At 48.1% G+C, this 20623-nt stretch carries 16 protein-coding genes; 3 read left to right on the top strand and 13 right to left on the bottom strand.

What is annotated here, in order from left to right; genetic code table 11:
- Positions 1-34: 34 nt before the first annotated feature.
- From MKY97_RS24500 to xylA, 5 genes are all read right to left on the bottom strand, one after another.
- Positions 35-994, bottom strand: coding sequence for an alpha/beta fold hydrolase (locus tag MKY97_RS24500; RefSeq protein ID WP_342552821.1), 960 nt, complete (start codon positions 992-994; stop codon positions 35-37).
- Between the two features lie 426 nt (positions 995-1420).
- A complete protein-coding gene (locus tag MKY97_RS24505; protein ID WP_342552822.1) occupies positions 1421-3550 on the bottom strand; it encodes a glycosyltransferase in 2130 nt (709 codons plus the stop codon).
- Positions 3501-4223: a glycosyltransferase family 2 protein gene (locus MKY97_RS24510; protein WP_342552823.1), complete on the bottom strand. Its 723-nt coding sequence runs from the start codon at positions 4221-4223 to the stop codon at positions 3501-3503. Before MKY97_RS24510 ends, MKY97_RS24505 begins: the two co-directional genes overlap by 50 nt.
- A 342-nt stretch (positions 4224-4565) precedes the next feature.
- Positions 4566-6059, bottom strand: a complete 1494-nt coding sequence (gene xylB / locus MKY97_RS24515) for a xylulokinase (RefSeq protein WP_342552824.1) — start codon at positions 6057-6059, stop codon at positions 4566-4568.
- A gap of 456 nt (positions 6060-6515) precedes the next feature.
- Positions 6516-7832, bottom strand: coding sequence for a xylose isomerase (xylA, locus tag MKY97_RS24520; protein WP_123065876.1), 1317 nt, complete (start codon positions 7830-7832; stop codon positions 6516-6518).
- Positions 7833-8044: 212 nt separating this feature from the next.
- Here xylA and MKY97_RS24525 point away from each other — a divergent pair, with 212 nt between their 5' ends.
- Both MKY97_RS24525 and MKY97_RS24530 read left to right on the top strand, forming a co-directional pair.
- The gene (locus tag MKY97_RS24525; protein WP_342552825.1) at positions 8045-9208 is read left to right on the top strand and encodes an ROK family transcriptional regulator; all 1164 of its coding nucleotides are present in this window, start codon (positions 8045-8047) and stop codon (positions 9206-9208) included.
- Between the two features lie 154 nt (positions 9209-9362).
- Entirely contained in the window at positions 9363-9560 is a 198-nt protein-coding gene (locus tag MKY97_RS24530; protein WP_342552826.1) for a hypothetical protein, read from the top strand.
- Positions 9561-9845: 285 nt separating this feature from the next.
- Here the strand turns inward: MKY97_RS24530 and MKY97_RS24535 are convergent, their stop codons facing one another.
- Complete coding sequence (locus MKY97_RS24535; RefSeq protein ID WP_111268376.1) at positions 9846-10076, bottom strand: glutaredoxin family protein; 231 nt, start codon at positions 10074-10076, stop codon at positions 9846-9848.
- Between the two features lie 89 nt (positions 10077-10165).
- On the bottom strand, positions 10166-11107 hold the full coding sequence (gene trxB / locus MKY97_RS24540; protein ID WP_090924450.1) for a thioredoxin-disulfide reductase: 942 nt from the start codon (positions 11105-11107) through the stop codon (positions 10166-10168).
- A gap of 255 nt (positions 11108-11362) precedes the next feature.
- Between trxB and MKY97_RS24545 the strand changes: the two genes are divergently transcribed.
- A complete protein-coding gene (locus MKY97_RS24545; protein ID WP_090924449.1) occupies positions 11363-12094 on the top strand; it encodes a ZIP family metal transporter in 732 nt (243 codons plus the stop codon).
- A 196-nt stretch (positions 12095-12290) separates the two neighbouring features.
- Here the strand turns inward: MKY97_RS24545 and MKY97_RS24550 are convergent, their stop codons facing one another.
- The 6 genes from MKY97_RS24550 to MKY97_RS24575 form a co-directional block, all read right to left on the bottom strand.
- Positions 12291-13100, bottom strand: a complete 810-nt coding sequence (locus MKY97_RS24550) for an alpha/beta hydrolase (protein WP_342552827.1) — start codon at positions 13098-13100, stop codon at positions 12291-12293.
- A 173-nt stretch (positions 13101-13273) separates the two neighbouring features.
- Positions 13274-15352 carry a heavy metal translocating P-type ATPase gene (locus tag MKY97_RS24555; protein ID WP_342552828.1) on the bottom strand — a complete coding sequence of 693 codons (2079 nt, stop codon included), beginning with the start codon at positions 15350-15352 and terminating at the stop codon, positions 13274-13276.
- 987 nt (positions 15353-16339) lie between these two features.
- Positions 16340-17647, bottom strand: a complete 1308-nt coding sequence (locus MKY97_RS24560) for a homocysteine synthase (protein WP_342552829.1) — start codon at positions 17645-17647, stop codon at positions 16340-16342.
- Positions 17648-17959: 312 nt separating this feature from the next.
- On the bottom strand, positions 17960-18805 hold the full coding sequence (locus tag MKY97_RS24565; RefSeq protein ID WP_342552830.1) for a sugar phosphate isomerase/epimerase: 846 nt from the start codon (positions 18803-18805) through the stop codon (positions 17960-17962).
- Positions 18806-18845: 40 nt separating this feature from the next.
- Complete coding sequence (gene kduD, locus MKY97_RS24570; protein WP_090924445.1) at positions 18846-19598, bottom strand: 2-dehydro-3-deoxy-D-gluconate 5-dehydrogenase KduD; 753 nt, start codon at positions 19596-19598, stop codon at positions 18846-18848.
- Between the two features lie 81 nt (positions 19599-19679).
- Entirely contained in the window at positions 19680-20438 is a 759-nt protein-coding gene (locus MKY97_RS24575) for a DeoR/GlpR family DNA-binding transcription regulator (RefSeq protein ID WP_342552831.1), read from the bottom strand.
- Positions 20439-20623 lie beyond the last annotated feature (185 nt).

A 20623-nucleotide genomic window follows, 5' to 3' on the forward strand; every position in this document is an offset into this window, starting at 1 on the left:
GCTGTCTTTTTGGATATTCTGTTTAGGTTTACCTTCAGCCTGCATTAAGATCTGTACTGGTCTGCTCTGCTGCAATTTCATCATGTGCAGCAGCCGGTTGTGAAACGGAATGAACATGCGTTTTCAGAAACGGAATAACCGCGTTCCAGAAAGCCGGGTCTTCCTCGGAGCAGCTGTGTCCTTTGCTGTTAACCCAAAGATGCTCTACAGGCGGATCCGCTTTGGACATAAAATATTCCAACTCACTCGGCGGAATAAAATTATCCCCTTTGGAATGCACCATCAGCAGCGGCAGCTGCACGCCTTTTCGCCGTTCATTCAGCAGCATGACCGGATCATTCTGCCGATAAGTCTTCAGGGATTCACCCAACCGCCAGAACCAGATGCGGGGAATTAATTGCGCCAGAGGAAACAAAGGCAGACGCCGGCGTCTCAGCTCCGAACTGACAATGACCTGAAACTGGGATGGCATGGAGTCGGTGATGACGGCTGATACCGGAATGCCTTCTGTCAGTGCGAGAATTGTCCCCAGTCCACCTAGAGAATGACCTAACACACCAACAGCTTCCGGGTTAATCTCGGATCGGCCGGATACATAGGTTAGTGCAGCCAGCAGATCATCCCTGAACAGGTATGCTGAAGCAGCATGAACTGGATCACTGGCGCCGTGGCTCCGAACATCATACATGAACAGAGCATATCCCGCTTCCCAGATCGGGCGTGCATATCGCAGCACACGCGAACGATTGGAACCCCAGCCATGTGCGATAATGACGAGCGGCCAAGGCTTGGGAACATCGGGTCTCGCTGGAATAAACCAGCCCTGCACTCGTCCTCCTCCACTTTCAAAGGTAATGTCCTCAAAGGGCATGGGCGGTGTTATCGTAATCGGAATTTTTTTGGGTGTCTGGCTTTTTACCGCCGCCTTCCATAAACCTCCCGCCGTTACCGCAGCCACAGCCAGCATACCACCAATCATCGTTCTCGCTTTCACAAGGCGTCTCTCCTTTCCGCTAATGGCCATATGTTCATCATACGATGTCATAATCAACTGTGCGTTAAATGATTTTCACTTTTTGTGATATAAATATCAAACAAACTCCTTCTATATATACCCCGCTGCTCCTGTACTGCTTTCTATATTGTTGTTTTTGAACGTATTTGGTTAGATTAAAGACTTTTTTTCGCCCGTTCCTGTTGCACTTCCCTCTGTTTTGTGTTTCAGACAGGAAATATCATGCCTTTTAACCATCACGTTAGGTCCGTTTAGTGTATTATTCGATACAAAAAAACCTCTTTATCGCAAAGAGGCCGTCTACGGTAACATCCATGTTCATTATAGTTATCTGAAAAGAGGAGTAACAATGAGTACTGTTACCCGCTGCTAACATGCCGCTATCGAAGTCCTTCTGCCCATACGCTATGCGTTCTCCAGCACACTTTCCTTCTCCAAATCCTTAAAATATCGATCATTGTAGAGCATGCTTGGATGAGTCGGATGATAAGCCAGTGCAGTATCATTATGCTCCTTGGCCTTTGTCCGATTACCCATTCGGTCGTAACATACGCATAACTGCAGATGGGGCATCCAGGTCCATGCAGCCTCGTTTAACACAACCATCGGATCCGCAGGACGGATCGCCTGCACGGCCTGTTCATACCAAAAAATAGCTTGGCGGTAGTTTTCTCTATCGGCAAAATATCCCCCCAGACGACAGCACACCTCGGCTCTCGGCAGATCATAGGCAAAGGCTCGAAACAACGCAGCTGCTTCCCGCTCCGGCCGTTTCAGGAATGCCTCGCAATCCGCTATTTTCTGGCAGGCTGCAATCCGATCCTCCACCCAGCCTAGTCCAGTATTCAGAAATTTTTCGTAATAGGTTATCGCTTCTTCATAATGAGCATGGTCTTTGAGTTCATTGCCGAAGTAATAAAGGTCACGCGGCGAGAAATCTTCACCAGCCTGCTCTCGTTTGCGATAAATCTGCAGATTACGATCTGTGTACACCTTGTCTTTTTTATGGGTCACAGCGATGTCACTGTGCAGTAGATTGCCTGCTGCATCCAGGTATTCATGCACCGCCCCGATCCAGCGAAAATGGCGATCACGCCGTACCAGACGATTCCGCCGCAGACTGTACGCCACCCTGCCCTCTGGCGTAAAGGAGAGGTTATAATCCATGGTCACGCTGTCCACCGCGGGATCAAGCGAGCGTTTCAACGTAATCAGCTTCGCACGGTCCACGGCTTCAAACACATCGTCAGCATCAAGCCACAAAATATATTCGCAGGATGCTTGATCAAATGCAAAATTCCGTGCCGCAGCAAAATCATCTACCCACTCAAACTCAAAAATGCAATCGGTGTAACGCGAAGCAATCTGACGTGTCCGGTCGGTAGAGCCTGTATCCACGATGACGATCTCATCCGCAATACCGTTTACCGAATCCAGACATCTGGCAAGGGAGGCCTCTTCATTTTTCACAATCATACATAAGGTTATGCTGATCGCCTCTTCGCCTCGTCTGACTCTGCGGTTATAGGCAAGCGCCCCCGGCAGCTCGGATAAACGATAGATGTGGTAGGCAGGCAGGTGAGTATCCACATACAGTTGAAACCCATAGGCCTGAGCACGAATGCAAAAATGACGATCCTCTCCCCAAAAAGATACATTCGGAATCCGGTCAAAATTCACTCCTGCTTCAAGTACAGACCGCCGAATCAGTGTACAGGCACCTAACCCGCCTACCTCATAACATCCCGGGATGCGCAGCTGATCAAGAAAAGCATTCGTCTGCGCGTCCTCATCTTCCGCTTCCGTTCCCGCAGGAGCTGAACCGCCTCGTCGATAGAGTGCGTACTCATCCTGAAGCCAGACCTGCGGCATTTCCTTGGCTCCCGGCTGCCAGCGTGTCCAGAAAATGTTGGATATGATCTCTTTGCCGCTGGAGGCAAGCTGTTCGAGGGTTCGCGGGTGCAGCACCAAGTCGGAATCAATTAGAAACACAGCATCATAGTGATGTTCACGTGCAAAATGTAAAATGTAGTTTTTCAGTTTGGCAACGCGCCATACCTGTTCATTCCTCCAGTAGTGACCTCCTTCATCCTTGTTGTAACTCCCCTGGTCCTCCGTACATTCCACATCTTTCACTTCACGGGCCTGAATTACCGTCCCGTCATGTCGAAGTATAAAATCATGCAGCATTTGGGAGCAAGCCTTCTCTATATTGTCATCCACAAACAGGTATGCTGTCTGAACAGTACTTCGATCAAGTGTCTGCAGGGAGCCCAAAAATTCATTTAAAATCACCGCTGTCTGCCGCACAGGGCTGGCGATCAATATACGATCTTGGCCGTCTTTTAACTTCGGAAGGTCCTGCAGGTCTTGGTGGTCTTGCAGATCTTTCAACTTTTGCAAATCGTGTGAAGGGTTCTCACCCTCCTGCGGCAGCCGCTTCTTTTCCTTCTGTTCTTTCTTCAACGAGCCCACTCCCTTCTCCTCAATCAGTCCATGTAATAAGCCGCGGGGCTGCATCCAGTATCGACTCATACTGCTCCTTCCAGCCATACCGTGCCTCCGGGTCCAATGTCTGGTATCTCGCATATTTACGGATACGGTCTTCTTCCCTGGCCCAGCCGTAGTGTTTCACTTTTGGGGCATGACATGCATAAGGCAGATGCTGAATGCTCATAGGAAATCGGCCGCAGTGCTGCGGTGTTTCCTTCCATTCATAAACCATCCCTGGACGATATTTAATAAGAAAAGGTCGATAATACGCATGCGCCTGCCAAAATGCATCTTCCCGGTACGCGGTTTCACTCCACATATCATACAAACGGAAATAAATGGCTTCTTCCGGTCCGTTTAATAACTCATCACGCAGAATGCCGAAGTCCTGCGTTAAAATCTCGTCCGCATCCAAATTAAGAATCCATTCCGGATTAACCGCCGTTGTCTCTTCCCACTGCTGCTTCCTCAGCCTTACCTCATCAGAAAACCGGGACACCGGATTCTCTACCAGCACAAGCGGAATTCCATCTAAAAGTTCCCTGCACAACGCCGCCGTTCCATCCGTACTCCCATCATCAATAATGACAGCCTGATCAATCCAAGGACGATGCGTCTCCAGAGCTTCTTTGAGATAACGTCTCTCCTCATTGCGAACAATCATCGACAAAGTGATATGCGGACTATTTCTGGCAGGCTGCTCCTGTTCATCCAAAACCTCACCCCCGTACTTCCTGTTTCTCTTCCATTAATGCAATCTTTCTGAACGTTTAATGCAATCTTTCTGAACGTTCTATTGATGCAATTCTTCTGAACACTCTATATCCAATCTATGCTCAGCCCGAATGCGGTTATGCAGGGTACAAACATTGAGATGACCTAAGAAACATATGTTTCCTGCTGTGCAGCGATCGTATCGTTACCTCTTTTTATGGGGACTTACTGCGGCTCATAACAAAAAGAAGCATTCGCCTGTGCGAATGCTTCCTGAATACGTTCTCTATCCATGGACTCGTAACTTATATCATATGAAAAATACCACGATCCAAAATTCCACTTAGCGATATGCCGCCAAACGATCATTCATACCACGTGTCTGTACATACACCTCTTGATAAAGGGCAAACAAATCATCATATACCGCTGCCGTCTCAGGATTCGGTACATAGGACTTCGCCGGACGAATAAATGCCGCCGCACACTCCTGCATCGTCGGGAACCAGCCACTGCCATAAGCCGCCAGCATCGCTGCGCCCATTGCCGGGCCCTGCTCGCTCTCCAGCTTCACAATCGTGGCATTGAAAATGTCGGCCTGCATCTGCAGCCAAGCTTCGTTCTTAGCCCCGCCACCAATCGAAATAACTTCGTTTACGGTTTTGCCTGCGCTGCGCAGAATATCGATTGACTCGCGCAGGGAGAACGTAATTCCTTCCATAACGGCACGTCCGAAATGCTCCAGTTTGTGCCCGGCATCCATGCCGATAAAACTGCCGCGGATATTCGCGTCCGGGTGAGGGGTACGCTCTCCGACGATATATGGTGTGAACAAGAGACCATGACTTCCTGCCGGAATGTGATCAATGCCCTGCAGGAGCACATCAAATGATTTGTCTGCGGCAAACGTATCTTTAAACCAGGAAAGACTGTATCCTGCTGCCAATGTCACGCCCATAATATAGAAGGCATCTTTCTCCCCGTGATTAAAAAAGTGAACCTTCCCTTCGAAATCCAGGTCTTTCCTTTCTTCGTACGAGAGGACCACTCCGGACGTACCGATGCTGCACATCGTTTGTCCTTCACTTAAGATACCTGCGCCGATGGCTCCGCAGGCATTATCCGCACCGCCAGCAAAAACTTTGGTTGCCTGCGCCAGACCGGTTTGCTCCGCAATCGCAGGCAGCAGCGTGCCAACTTCGTCGAAGGATTCAACCAGGCGTGGGCACAGGGACATCGGCAGGTTGAATGCTGCCGCAATCTCTGAGCTCCATTGTTTGCCGGCCACATCCAGCAGCAATGTGCCTGCTGCATCGGAATAATCCATGGCGTAATCCCCCGTCAGGCGATAACGGACGTAGTCTTTTGGCAGCAGGAATAAAGCCGCTTGTTCAAGCAGTTCGGGTTCGTTTTCCTGCACCCACAAAATTTTGGGCAGTGTAAAACCTTCCAGTGCACGGTTCCGGGCAATGCTGAGCAGCTTGCTGTCCAGTACATTCTCGATCCGGCGGCACTGCGCTGTCGTTCTGGTATCGTTCCACAGGATGGCATTACGCAGCGGTTTGCCTTCTGCATCCACCAGTACCAGCCCGTGCATCTGTCCCGAGAAACTTAATCCTTCAATCTCGGATGGCTGCACACCCGATACTTCCAGCAGCTTGCGGAGCGACACAATAGTCTGCTCCACCCAATCCTCTGGATTTTGTTCGCTATATCCAGCCTTAGGCTGGTACAAAGGATATGCCTCTGATGCCTCAAATGCCACTTTGCCTTCACGATTAACCAAAACGGTTTTGACTGCACTCGTTCCGAGGTCGACGCCGATTACATAACTCATAAGTATACTCCTTTCGTTTATACAGGATTGAAACCTTAGGTCGGCATGGAAGGTCACTCCGTATGCAGAAAACCCTGCGATCGCTCTTACCCCCGGATTTCCTCATTCCCCCTTTTCCAAGGGTGAAATCCGGTTGTAAATGCGAACACTTCGTTTCTCCGGGTTCTTTCTGCCCACTCCGTTTCTGCATGCCGCTTCTAAGGCTTTCCTTCAAACGGTACAACCGCACTCGTTTGAGGCAACTCGGGCTCCAACAATGACAACAAACCGTCCCCGCCTTCCCAGAGGAAAGCGGGGACGGTTTGAATGTCACGCTTATTCAACGTCCAGGGTGCAGCATACTTTTGCACCGAGTAGGAAGAGGTATGATTCCTGCTTTATCTGCGGCAATGATCTAGTCATAGAATCATAGGCAGTTCGTTCGGACATGAATCTACTCTTCCTCTAAGACTGTTATTAGTCAGCCAAGATGTATTGATTAAGTTTTGCTCTCAACAATTCCTGACGTCCGGATTGGTTTTTGCGTGGGTTTTCGTTGTTCAAAGCATACTCAGCCAAGGAAGCAAGTGTTGCTTTACCTGCAACAACATCTGCACCGATGCCTTCGTTGAAGCTGCTGTAACGCTGCTCGATGAATTCATCGAATACGCGGTCTTCGATCAGCTTGGAAGCTACTTTCAGACCTTTCGCATACGTATCCATACCTGCGATGTGAGCCAGGAACAGATCCTCAGGTTCGAAGGAGCCACGGCGAACTTTAGCGTCGAAGTTTACGCCACCTTTGCCCAGACCGCCGTTTTTCAACACTTCATACATGGTCAGAGTAGCATCATACATATCAACCGGGAACTCGTCCGTATCCCAGCCAATCAGCAGATCGCCTTGGTTGGCATCCAGGGAACCGAGCATGCCGTTGATACGTGCTACGCGGATTTCATGGTCAAATGTGTGACCTGCCAGCGTTGCATGGTTCGCTTCAAGGTTCAGTTTGAACTGTTTGTCGAGATCATATTTTTGCAAGAAAGCAATCGAAGTTGCTGCATCAAAGTCATATTGGTGTTTTGTTGGCTCTTTTGGTTTAGGCTCAATCAGGAACTGAGCGTCGAAGCCGATTTCTTTCGCATAGTCAACAGCCATGTGGAACATACGAGCAATGTTGTCCTGCTCCAGCTGCATGTCTGTGTTCAACAATGTGTCGTAGCCTTCACGGCCGCCCCAGAATACATAGTTTTCTGCACCTAGGCGTTTACCTACTTCCAGACCTTTTTTGATCTGAGCTGCTGCATGAGCATATACATCAGCGTTGCAAGTGGATGCTGCACCAAACATAAAACGTGGATTGGAGAACATGTTAGCCGTGTTCCAGAGCAGCTTTTTGCCGCTTGCTTTCATGTGCTCTTCGAGCAAATCAACGATTGTATCGATGTTGCTGTAGAATTCACGCAGTGATGCGCCTTCTGGAGCCACGTCTACATCGTGGAAACAGTAGTATGGCAGATTCATTTTTTCCATGAATTCAAAAGCTGCTTCTACACGAACTTTCGCTTTATCCAAACCGGAGTAGCTGTCCCATGAACGTACTGCTGTTTCAGCACCGAACGGGTCGCTTCCGCCTGCAGTTAATGTGTGCCAGTACGCCATACCGAAACGGAAGTGCTCTTCCATCGTTTTGCCAGCGACAACTTCTTGTGGATTATAATGTTTAAAAGCAAATGGATTCTTGGAATCTTTACCTTCGAATGCAATCTTATTAACGGATTCAAAATAGGCCATGTGATAAATGCCTCCTCAAAAGTTTTAAAAGAGTTTGTATAAGAAATCGTTTACAACGTTATCCTAACACATCGTTTTAACTTTGTCTATCGGTTAAACAAAGTTAAATAAAATTGTTTTTTCCTTGTTCGTTTACGCTATAATAGTCGAATAGCTTCTTAGCGGATATACATGAAATCCTTTGTTACGAAGAATAGGAGTGCCTAAGCGATATGAAAATTACTGGCGACCAGATGCTGGTCAAAAAAATAAACAAGTCGATCGTACTCGATACGATCCGGCGCCATGCCCCCCTTTCCCGGGCCAAATTGTCCGAAGTGACGGGTCTGAACAAAGCAACGGTATCCAATCTGGTCGCGGATCTGATCAGTGACGAACTCGTGCAGGAGATTGGCCCCGGAGAGTCCAGCGGGGGGCGCAAGCCGTTGATGCTGCTTTTTCGCGGAACAGCGGGTTACGCAGTCGGACTGGAGCTGACGGTCACCCGTTTGAAAGGCGTGCTTTCCGACCTCGAGGGCCAAATCGTTGCCGAATATGCCGCCGATCTGATGCAGCATGATGCAGCGTCTGTTTTCGAACAATTAAAGCTGGCAGCAGATTACCTGATCGGGCAGGCTCCTCCCTCCCCTCATGGCGTGATCGGCATTGGCATCGGTGTTCCCGGGATGGTCGATGAGCAGGGCACTGTGCTGTTTGCACCCAACCTGAAGTGGGAGATGGTTCCTTTGCGGGCGATGATGGAGGACAGCTTCAAGCTTCCTGTTACGATTGATAATGAAGCCAATGCGGGAGCGCGGGGCGAGCTGAACTTTGGTGCAGGTATTGGCGTGCGTCATTTAATCTATATCAGTGCAGGCATCGGGATTGGTTCAGGTATCATCGTTGACGGTGAATTATACAAGGGAGCCTGGGGGTATGCGGGTGAGACTGGACATATGTCCATTGAAGCAGAGGGCCTGCCCTGCTCTTGCGGTAATCGGGGATGCTGGGAATTGTATGCCTCGGAAAAAGTATATGAGCACCCGGATCAGGAGCATCTGCCTGGGCGTACTACCAAGGAATTGATTGAACTGGCTCAGGAGGGTCACGAAGCTGTACTGAACTTGTACGAAATGGTTGGACGCAAGCTCGGCATCGGCATTACCAATATTGTCAACAGCTTTAACCCGGAACGCATCATTATTGGCGGCCCGCTTTCAGAAGCCAAACCCTGGATTGAGTCTGCACTCAAACAGGTGGTTGAGGAACGAACCCTGCCATATCACCGCCGCAGTCTGCAGGTGGAATGGGCTGCGCTCGGCAGCCGCTCGACCCGAATCGGGGCAGCCTACGCTGCAATATCCCAGTTCTTAGGTAATGTGCGCGTCTCTGTTTAATATTCAGCACAAAAACATATAAAATTGACAAGATTTCGCCCCATTTCCTCCCTTTTTGTTAAAGAAATCCAGAGGTATAATGGTGTTATGTGATTTTTGTCATGGCAGCGCTCGCGCTGCTGTGTTATCCGATAATGAAACGGAGTGAAAACTCGTGACCTACGTGGATACATCAGATATCTCGGCGCCAGTGTTTGTCACCGTACTCCTGTTCCTGATTGTGCTTGCGCCCCTGTTCAGCCTAGGCATACTTCGATTTTTTCAGAGCAAAAAGAAGGCTGGTGTCATGTACATGCTGTCAGGCTTGCTGGTGTATGTCGTATTTCAGACGTTTATGAGTATTTTTTTCTAGCGAGAACGTCTTAACACCTCAACGGATGTAAAGGCATAGGATTTTTTGTACAAACGGAAAAAGAAGACGCTTATACGCAACGTCTTGAACCCCAGACGCTGCTTTACGCGTCTTCTTTTTGTTTCTCTTTCACCACTCCATTCAAAATGCAAAAAACAGAAAAACCGCACCTCATCAGGTACGGTTTTCCTCTCTTCACTTCTATATTCAAACGGCTCGCGCGAACCGGAATAGCTTCATTTCTTTTAAACTACACAGTAAGCTTACATACTAGAATAGCATGAATTAAGCGTCCAGTACTTTCGCGAATTGCGTTTTATTCATACCTAGGATGCGGTGTTCACCGATTACTGTCAAAGGAACTGCACGTACGCCCATGTCCCATACTTGTTGTGCGAACTCATCGCTTGTCTCGATGTTGCGCTCTTCGTAAGCAATGCCTTTGTCAGCCAGGAAAGATTTAACAGACTTACAGTTCGGGCAGTTCGTGGATGTGTATACAATTACGTTTTCCATGTTCAATTCACCTCATAATGATTATTTGATTTATATGGTTAATAATTAATAAGCTTAATCAAGCACTCTTTAAACACTGAACTTGCGAATTACAATGCAACCGCGCTGTGCTCCAGGCTTTCAATGAATTTCTCTGTATCCATCGCAGCCATACATCCGCTGCCTGCAGCTGTGATCGCCTGTTTGTAGCGTGTATCCTGAACGTCACCACATGCGAATACGCCTGGGATATTGGTTTCAGAAGTACCAGGTGTTGTCAAAATGTAACCATGCTCATCCGTCGTAATCTGGCCGCCGAGGAAACCTGTGTTCGGTGTATGACCGATGGCTACGAATACGCCGCTTGCCGGAATCACTTCTTCTTCACCTGTTGCGTTGTTGAGTACCTTCAAGCCAGTTACGCCGTTGTCGCCAGCAATAACTTCAAGTGGTGTGCGGTTCAGAGCCATTTCTACTTTTTCGTTGCTGCGTGCACGATCCTGCATGATTTTGGAACCGCGCAGTTCCTCACGACGGTGTACCAAGGTTACTTTCGAACCGAAACGGGACAAAAAGCTTGCTTCTTCCAATGCGGAATCGCCACCGCCAATAACGATGATTTCTTTGTTGCGGAAGAAGAATCCGTCACATGTCGCACATGTGCTGACACCGCGTCCCACGTTTGTTTCTTCTCCTGGAATACCCAGATATTTAGCGGAAGCACCTGTAGACAGAATCAACGTTTCCGATACAAGTTCGCCCATACCTTCTACTTGAATTTTGAATGGACGCTCGCTCATGTCGATATTGTTTACCCAACCTGTACGGAATTCAGCACCAAAACGCTCTGCCTGCTTACGCATGTTATCCATCAACTCAGGACCCATGATACCATCAGGGAAACCCGGGAAGTTCTCTACTTCCGTCGTTGTTGTCAGCTGTCCTCCCGGCTGTGGTCCTTCAATAACAAGCGGATTCAAGTTAGCACGTGCCAGATAGATTGCTGCTGTCAGCCCAGCAGGGCCTGTTCCAATAATAATTGATTTATACATGTATAGTTCCTCCCCCAGGTTCTGCAAAAAGGTCAGGTTCTCCGGCATCAAAAGCGCGAGCCTTTGCATACACTAAAACGAATAGCCCATGTCATGTCCATAAACTGCCTGCGAATATGACGATTCACCTATGCAGAAACGGAATTCTAATTTATAATCATTCTAATCTGTTGTTCATTATGATCTCTTTTATGTACGGTGTCAATGCTCGGCAGCGATTATGAAGAAGTCTTCATCAGGAGGGAAAATGGAAGCATGAACGACGCTCTACTAGGCAGCATTATTTCGGCCATGTCTACCGGACTTGGAGCCGTACCGATTTTATTTATGCGTAAAATATCACATCGTCTGCGCGACATTCTGCTCGCTTACGCAGCGGGCATTATGACCTCGGCCTCGGTGTACAATCTCATTCCCGAAGCACTCGGACAGTCCAATCTGTTCGTGCTCGCGTTTGGCATTATGCTCGGCAGCCTGGTGCTGCTTGTGCTGGAGATGCGGATCCCGCACGTAGATCTGGAGAATCCCGAGAAGATGCCTTTCAAAATTGAAGGCAAAGCCTTCATGATTATCGCAGCCATTACAATGCATAACCTGCCGGAGGGCTTGTCTGTCGGTGTAAGTTACGCTAGTACAGATGAGAATCTGGGGAATCTGATCGCCTTTTCTATCGGTCTGCAAAATGCACCCGAAGGCTTTCTGGTCGCTCTCTTTCTCGTCAATCAAAATATCGGCCGCTTCAAGGCGCTTGGTATTGCAACTCTGACCGGAGCTGTAGAGATTATTACCGCTATGATCGGATATACGCTCAGCAGTCTGGTGGCTGGCCTTGTACCATACGGTTTGGCGTTTGCAGCAGGTGCGATGATGTTCATCGTTTATAAAGAGCTGATTCCCGAAAGCCACGGAGACGGCAATGCACGCGCAGCAACAATCTCGTTCCTGTTTGGGCTGATTACGATGATTGGGCTGACCGAACTGTTCTAAATGGAACATAAACGAAAAAAGCTAGACGTCAAAACGGAAAGCCAAAAGAACCCGATACAACAGCTGCACGCTGAAGTCGGGTTCTTTATTTTGCCACAAATGAAGATTCCATGAAATTACTGAAATTGCTTATATCCTCGGTAGGGCGTTCCGTTTATTCTTTTTAACTAGTACATCAACATCTACAACATCAAGATCAAGATTGGATAAAGCGAATCAGTTCGGCATTATATTTGTTCAACTCATCGTAAAATGCACCGTGTCCACTCTCTTCAAAAACAACCATTTCAGCCGAAGGGATCGCTTTCTGCATCTCCTCCGCGAATTCGAACGGACAGATTTCATCCTTTTTACCGTGGAAAATGGCTGTAGGCACCTGGATCGTTCCCAGCTCCCCGCGCAAATCCTCATCCCGCAGCGCCATGGCACTGCTGATCGTACCATAAGAAGAAGCTTCCATGCCGAGTGCATGGAACCACTGCATGAAAGGCTGGCTGTGCTCCTTCGCAAAAAACATCCCGCCAAACGTATCCAGCAGCTTTGGACGGTCCGTGAAAATCGGCTCAATAATCTTCTCGTTCAGTTCATCCGGCGTCAAACCATACGGATAACCTTCACGCTGGGTAAATACAGGTGCCGCTGCCGACAGCAGCGCCAGCTTGGATACCCCGTGCCCCTGATGCCGCGCCATATAATGTGCAGCAATGGCACCACCCATAGAGAACCCGGCCAGCACCGCATCCGTCAGCCCCAGATCATCTATGACCGCACGAACATCGTCTGCCATGCGATCATAGTCGTAACCGGTTGACGGCTTATCCGATAAGCCATAACCTCTGAAATCCATCGCAATTGAACGAATCCCGTGATTCGGCAGCACATTCAACTGGTATTCAAACATTTTATAATTGACAGGCCAGCCGTGCAAAAACAGCACCGGAGTCCCTTCACCAATATCTTCAACATATACTTTTACACTCGGTTCAACTTGTACGTAACGGCCCATTTTTTCACAGCTCCCTTATTATTCAAAGTTATTATCAGAGTAACTATCATTAGCGAGATACGCTGTATCGTCTCTACGACTATTACCCTCTGACCACAGGTTCAAACGGGAGCTGCCGGGCGCTGCAAGTTGTTTTATAAAGCTATCACGTTAAGCTTGATGACAGATTAACTTTAACGCAGCAGCCGAAGTCCATTCAAAATAACCAGAATGGTACTTCCTTCATGACCAACCACGCCAAGCGGAAGGGCGACATCCTGCAGGAAGTTTCCTGCAATCAATGCCAGAATAACTGTAATGGCAAACCACATATTATGCTTCACCGTGCGCTCTGCCCGTCGAGCCTGCCCAATCACCCACGCAATCTCTTCAATGTTATCATTCATAAGCACTGCATCGGCTACCTCAATGGCCGTCCCGCTTCCTGATAAGCCCATCCCCATACCCACGGTTGCTGCCGCAAGTGCTGGGGCATCATTGACCCCGTCACCAACCATCAGCACATGGCCGTACTGCTCGCGAAGCGATTGTACCTGTTTCACCTTGTCTTCAGGCAGCAGATCTGCATAAACCAGACTAACTCCCGTTTCGCCAGCAATCACCGAGGCGGAACGGGCACGGTCACCGGTTAACATCGCAGCTTCGACCCCCATGCTCTTCAGCTTCTGTACAGCAGCTGCTGCCTGTGGGCGAATCCTGTCCCGCATCGCAATCAAACCTGCAAACTCACCATTCACGGTTACAACGGATATCGTTTTCCCTTCCTGCTCCAGCGCAGCACATACCTCTCCCCACTCTGGAGCACGGTTTACGGATCTTTCAACTTCATCGGCTGTGGGTTCCAGGGAATTACTATCCTTCGATTCTCCGTTCGGCATTAGCCCCAGGGTTTTCGCGGCTCTCCTCTCTTCCATCTGCATCTCTCGTGTATCTTGTGCCCACACTGTTCCATCCAGCCTTCCAATATTCCATACGATGCCGTTCAACGTTCCTTCAATGCCGTGTCCAGTAATGGACTGCACATGCTCTGCTTCCTGCAAAGGCAGATTTTCCTTATTGGCCTGTTCAACAACAGCACGGGCAAGAGGGTGCATCGAGAGATTTTCAATGGACGCTGCCGCAGATAACAGCTGCTCCCTACTTATGCCCGGTGCAGTCAGAATATCTGTTACTTGGGGTGTTCCCATCGTGAGCGTACCTGTTTTGTCAAAAGCAACCACCTTGGTATGAGCAATATTCTCCATATGCGCCCCACCCTTGAACAAAATGCCGCGGCGGGCGCTGCTCGACATTGCGGACAGCATTACAGGCATGATCGATGAAACAAGCGCACATGGTGAAGCCACCACAAGAAAAACCATTGCTTTGTAGAAAGCTTCATTCCACGTCCATCCCAAGATCAACGGTGTTCCTACAATAACCAGAATCGTAACTCCTACAACGATGCGAGCATAAATACCTTCAAAGCGTTCCATAAAACGCTGCGAGTCCGGCACCTCAGCCTGTGTTTCTTCCACCATTTTAATAATCTTGCCGAACAGCGAACCTTCAGCTGACTTGGTGACCTCGACATATACTGCCCCTTCGCCATTCACCGTACCTGCATAAACTTCGTCACCTATGTTCTTATCCACCGGCATGGATTCTCCTGTAATAGACGACTGGTTGATAAAAGAGCTTCCCCGGTAAACCACCCCATCCGCTGGAATCAGCTCTCCCGGCTTCACCAGCAGCAGATCCCCTGGCTTCAAATCCTCAATAGCTGCCACATTCATCTGTCCATCTTCAATCCGCAGTGCCGTCTCGGGTTTAAGTGCCAGGAGGGATGAAATATCTTTGTGACTGCGCTCCGTCGCATAACTCTCCAAGGCTCCGCTGAGGGCAAAAATAAAGATCAACATTGCTCCTTCATTCCAGTACCCGATAGCCGCTGCTCCGAGTGATGCGGCAATCATCAGCAGGTTAACGTCCAGGTCGCGGTCTTTGACCAGCGTTCCAATGCCTTCCTTCGCCTTGGTCCAGCCCCCGATAACATAAGCTGCAATGTAAAGTATGACAGACAATGTCCCAAAGTAAGGAGCAATCCCCCATGCAATTAGCATCATAAGACCGCTGCCTAAAGCCGCCTGCATCTCCTTGTTCTGCAGCATGACTCGGAAGTCCGGCTTCTTGCCCCGGTTAGGACCAGGAGTATGGGTCGATTGCTGCTTGGCTTGCTGTTTTCCTTGTAAAGGCTGGTGTATCGCTTGCATATAAATCACGTTCCTTCCGTATGGGTTTTTGAGCGTAACGACACTGCATTTTGTCTTTCGCTTTTGGTTTTGCTTTGGCTTTGGTTTCTGCTTATTCGTTGGACTTCGCTGAATCGAACATTTCGACTGCTGCTGGTTTCCGCTTCTCATCTGACTGTCTTAACCTAAGTTGTATTGAGAATGAGAGCCATTGTTACTGCCCTAAAAATGGCACATGCTGCTGCGGAAATCCCGCAGCAGCATGGTTTAGAGATGATTTCGCATCCTCAATGAATCAATTATTCAGTGAGAATGATAATCATTTTTGTGCTTATGCAATTATTTTTACTCAATGCAACTTTTGTTTTATTATATGCCTGTGTCGTGGATTTGTAAATGGATATCCCAAATAAAACTCCAGACTTAACATCAAACGTAGATACTAAAAAAGCCGCCAGCAGCGACTTGAATAGTAACTTGAATAGGGAATCAAACCCGTTAACAGCAGCCAAAAGTCACAAGAAAGAAATATAATCACCTATCCTGTCTGATCATGCCCTGCATAAAAACATCAAATTCTTTTGTCCCTAATCCATGAAATATACCGAACAATAGATATAATTGTTAATGCAGTCAGCAAAGCAAATACAAGCAGCAGCAAACTTGCCCTTCCTGTCTCAGATAAACCTTGAAAGCTGCTTATAATGAAGATCAACAGGCCAATATCAGCAGCTGCTAAGATTAGAATGGGAACAGCATAACCTATACGCAATGTAATCCTGTCCGCCTCCTTCCTAGGGGAACTATAGTACATTAAGCATATCAAAAGTAAACACAGCGCTCTACACTCTTATCCTCTCATTCCGCTTGGTGAAGTTTCACCAAGACACGCAATTCGCCAGACATCTACCGAAAATGGCCCGCAAAAAAGGCCAAAGTCCGCTGAACACGGCTCTGACCTTATGCTGTACATTGACTATTCTTTAACCTTTTAATTTATCTTACGCGTTAAGCCCCTACGCCTGCACCCTGGCTCGCTTTAATCGCCTGCTCCAGATCATAGATGATATCTTGAATGTTCTCTGTACCGATGGACAGACGGATCAACTCCGGATTTACGCCAGCTGCGGTCTGCTCTTCGGCCGTCAGTTGGGCATGCGTGGTGCTTGCCGGATGAATGATCAATGACTTGGAGTCGCCCACGTTGGCGAGGTGAGAGAACAGTTTTACATTTTCGATCAGTTTACGTCCTGCTTCTACGCCGCCTTTAATTCCAAACGTTAAGATTGCCCCCTGCCCTCTTGGCAGATATTTCTGTGCAAGCTCATAAGATGGGTGACTTGGCAGACCTGCATAGCTCACCCAAAGAACATCTTCATGTTTCTCCAAATATTCCGCTACGGCCAGAGCGTTGCTGCTGTGACGTTCCACACGAAGATGCAGTGTCTCCAAACCTTGTACTAACAACCATGAGTTAAATGGGGAGATGGATGCACCGAGGTCACGCAGCAGCTGTACACGTGCTTTAATAATATAAGCAATCGGGCCAACCGCTTCTGTATACACAACCCCATGGTAACTTGGGTCTGGCTCAGTCAATCCCGGGAATTTGCCACTTGCTTTCCAGTCGAATTTACCACTGTCTACAATTACACCGCCGATGGACGTACCATGTCCGCCAATAAACTTCGTCGCAGAGTGAACGACAATGTCCGCTCCATGCTCAATTGGACGAAGCAGATACGGACTTGGGAATGTGTTATCCACGATCAATGGAATTCCGTGCTCATGAGCAATCGCTGCCACGGCTTCAATATCAAGTACGTTACCTTTCGGGTTACCAATCGTTTCAGCGTACAACGCTTTTGTTTTCTCCGTAATTGCCGCACGGAAATTCTCTGGATCACTGGAATCTACGAACTTCACATCAAGACCCAGTTTCGGCAGTGTTGTAGAGAACAGGTTATACGTACCACCGTACAGGCTCGCCGAGGACACGATCTCATCTCCAGCACCAGCAATGTTTAGCAAAGAGAACGTAATAGCAGCCTGACCCGAAGCTGTAGCCAATGCGCCTGCTCCACCTTCCAGCGCCGCAATCCGCTGCTCAAATACATCCGTTGTCGGATTCATCAGACGTGTGTAGATGTTGCCAAACTCTTTCAAACCAAACAGATTAGCGGCATGCTCCGTATCGCGGAATCCATAAGATGTGGTCTGGTACAGGGGTACAGCTCTAGATTGAGTTGTAGGGTCAATCTCTTGACCTGCATGAATAGCTAATGTTTCAAATGAAAGCTCACGTTCGTTTGACATAATTCTGAATCCTCCCTTGATATATACATTCTTGTGTGTGTGTTGATTCTCAATTCCTGCTTTACTGATATCTGTTCATGACAGCTTATGTTTTCCATATTCTCTCACAAGATGTCGGTTTTGAAAAGAGTTTATTTCCGATTTTTCCGATAAGAAATATAAATATGTAAATCTCACATCGCCTGCAGCAAAAAAACCTTCGCCGCAGCAAAGGTTTTTCGATTCTTTCAATCAACTTCAATCATTTAACTTGCAATATATAACTCAAAATCATAAGTGTGAGCTTCATGAGCAGACGAGCTTCTCAACTCTTCACACCCTTACAGCATTCCACACCTCACGCAGATGCTTGGCAGCAGGAACAGCCTCTTCTGCATTCACACCTTCCAGCGAGATATCAATGTGTGGTTTATACGTCTTGAGCAATTCGAAGAACAACGGATAATCCAGAATTCCCGCACCAGGAACAGGATTATACTTCTCCCCCTGTACATTGAAAGCTACATCCTTTGCATGAATCACGATAATCTTCTCATACAGCTTCTCCATGACTTCGCGCAGAAAAGCTCCTTGATCTGCTGTATGATGCTGTTTAATAAGATTGCACGGATCAAACAGCATACCCAGATTAGATGATGGAATCTCTTCAAACAAACGGGTCATATGTTCATGCGTATGAAGCGTATGTGTCGCTACAGGTTCAATGGCGGCATGTACGCCCCATTTCTCGGCTTCCTCCGTGATTTCCTCCAGCGTGTCCTTCAGAACACTCCATGACTTTTCATCATACGTGTCTGGATGAGTATCCCGATAAGTCGTTCGTTCTCCTGTTTCTGTTGCCACCATACTGCACCCGAAATCCCGGGCATATCGCAAATGTTCCTTGAACCGGTTAATGTCTGCGCGACGGCTCACAGGATCAGGATCAATCGGATTGATATAACAGCCCAGAACAGCAATTTTCACTCCGCGGCTGGCAAATTGTTCTCCTACCTCATTAGCGAATCCAGGGCTCAATTTGCCATTCGCTGAATCCATATCCGACAACGCTTTGGCAAGAGCCAGCTGCACGGAGTTGAATCCATTATCCGCAATCGTCTGTGCCAGTTCAGCTGTAGGCCGTTTACCAAACGTATGGGCCAGAATGCCAAGTTTCATCTCACTGCCTCCTTCTGCAGAGCGAATCTCGAAAGCCCGATTAACGTGCCATCCATCCGCCATCCACATTCAGTACGTGACCATTCAAGTAATCCGATGCGGCAGAAGCCAAGAACACAACCGGACCTTTCAAATCCTCAGGAGTTCCCCAACGCCCTGCAGGAATACGTGCCGTAATATCGCGGTAACGATTCTCGTCCGCACGAATTTGCGTTGTATTATCGGTTTCCATATAACCTGGGGCAATTCCGTTAATCTGAATACCCTTGCCAGCCCATTCATTGGCGAGCGCCTTCGTCAACCCGGCAACGCCATGTTTACTAGCTGTATATCCCGGTACATTAATGCCGCCCTGATAGGAAAGCATCGATGCGATATTAATGATTTTGCCGCTTCCACGTTCAATCATATGTCTGCCTGCCAGCTGACTCAGGAAAAATACACTGTTCAGGTTCAGCGCAATAACATCATGCCAGTCCTGATGCGCGTGATCTGCTGCCGGAGTGCGGCGAATAATGCCGGCATTGTTGACGAGAATATCAATTCTGCCCTGGAAAGCGAGCGCTTTTTCAAATACAGCTGAAAGCTCCTCTTCCTTGCTCAGGTCAGCTTCAATGATATACGCTTTGCGTCCCAGCGCTTCAATAGCACTTGCTGTCTCTGCCGGTTTGGAGTATGACACCAGCACCACATCAGCCCCAGCTTCCGCAAGGCCAACAGCCATTCCCTGCCCGAGTCCTCCCGAAGTACCTGTCACCATGGCAACTTGTCCGCTTAAATCAAATGGGTTCATGAACAATTCCTCCGCATGTCTTTGATATGCAAACAACAACATTAATCATTCGTTATTTCATTACGTAAAAAGGATATGAAGTTAACTATGGTAATCCACATTGACACCAAGCTGCCTGTATAGATCCGCTGTCTCTTCTTCCAGATGTCGGTCACTGATAATATAATCCAGTTCAGAACACTGCGCGAAAGTACGGAGAGCAAACTGCCCGAATTTGTAATGATCCACCACACCAAATACCTGCTGTGCGGCAGCAATCATCGCTTTTTTCAAGGGAACTAAATCCCCTGTATAGATGGACAATCCAAATTCGGGATGAAGCGCCGTGGTTGAAATAAAGGCTTTGTGAATATTCAGACCGGAGATAAACGCCGCTGTATCCTCACCCACCAACATATTACGCACACGCGCTCCACCGGGAACGACCAGCCGTACCTGTTCCTTTTTCGTCAGCTCTGCAATGATATACAAATCACTCGTAATCACTGTCAACGGCTGATTCTCCAATCGTTTCGCCATCTCCAGCGTTGTGCTTCCACCATCCAGAGCGACAATATCACCCGGTTTGATGTAAGCAAGCGCCCGCTCCGCAATCTCGGTTTTCTCGGACTGGCGCTTCTCCAGCACTCCCCTGCTGTTCAAAATGCCATACTGGTCGTTCTGAGCAAGCATGGCCCCGCCATGTACACGTACAAGCAGTCCCATAGTCTCCAGCTTGTCGAGATCCTCTCGTACCGTTTTGCCTGTCACCTGCAGCAGTTCGCTCAAATCGCTGACGGTGACTTCCTGGCGCTCCAGCAGAGCCTCCATTATTTTTTCATGTCGTTTCAATGGATTCATCTAATCAACTTCCTATTTCTGAATGCAAAAATGAATATCGTGTTTGAATGACACATTCCCATTCACTTCCACATCAGACGGCTTAAATTCGAACATTCATCGGTTACTTCATTGGTAGATTCATTGTACATGGTTCATTGCTTCATTCAATCATTTATTTGTATTTATTCATGTATTGATTCTTG

The sequence above is a fragment of the Paenibacillus sp. FSL R7-0652 genome (assembly GCF_038595045.1).
In the GTDB taxonomy this organism is placed as follows: domain Bacteria; phylum Bacillota; class Bacilli; order Paenibacillales; family Paenibacillaceae; genus Paenibacillus.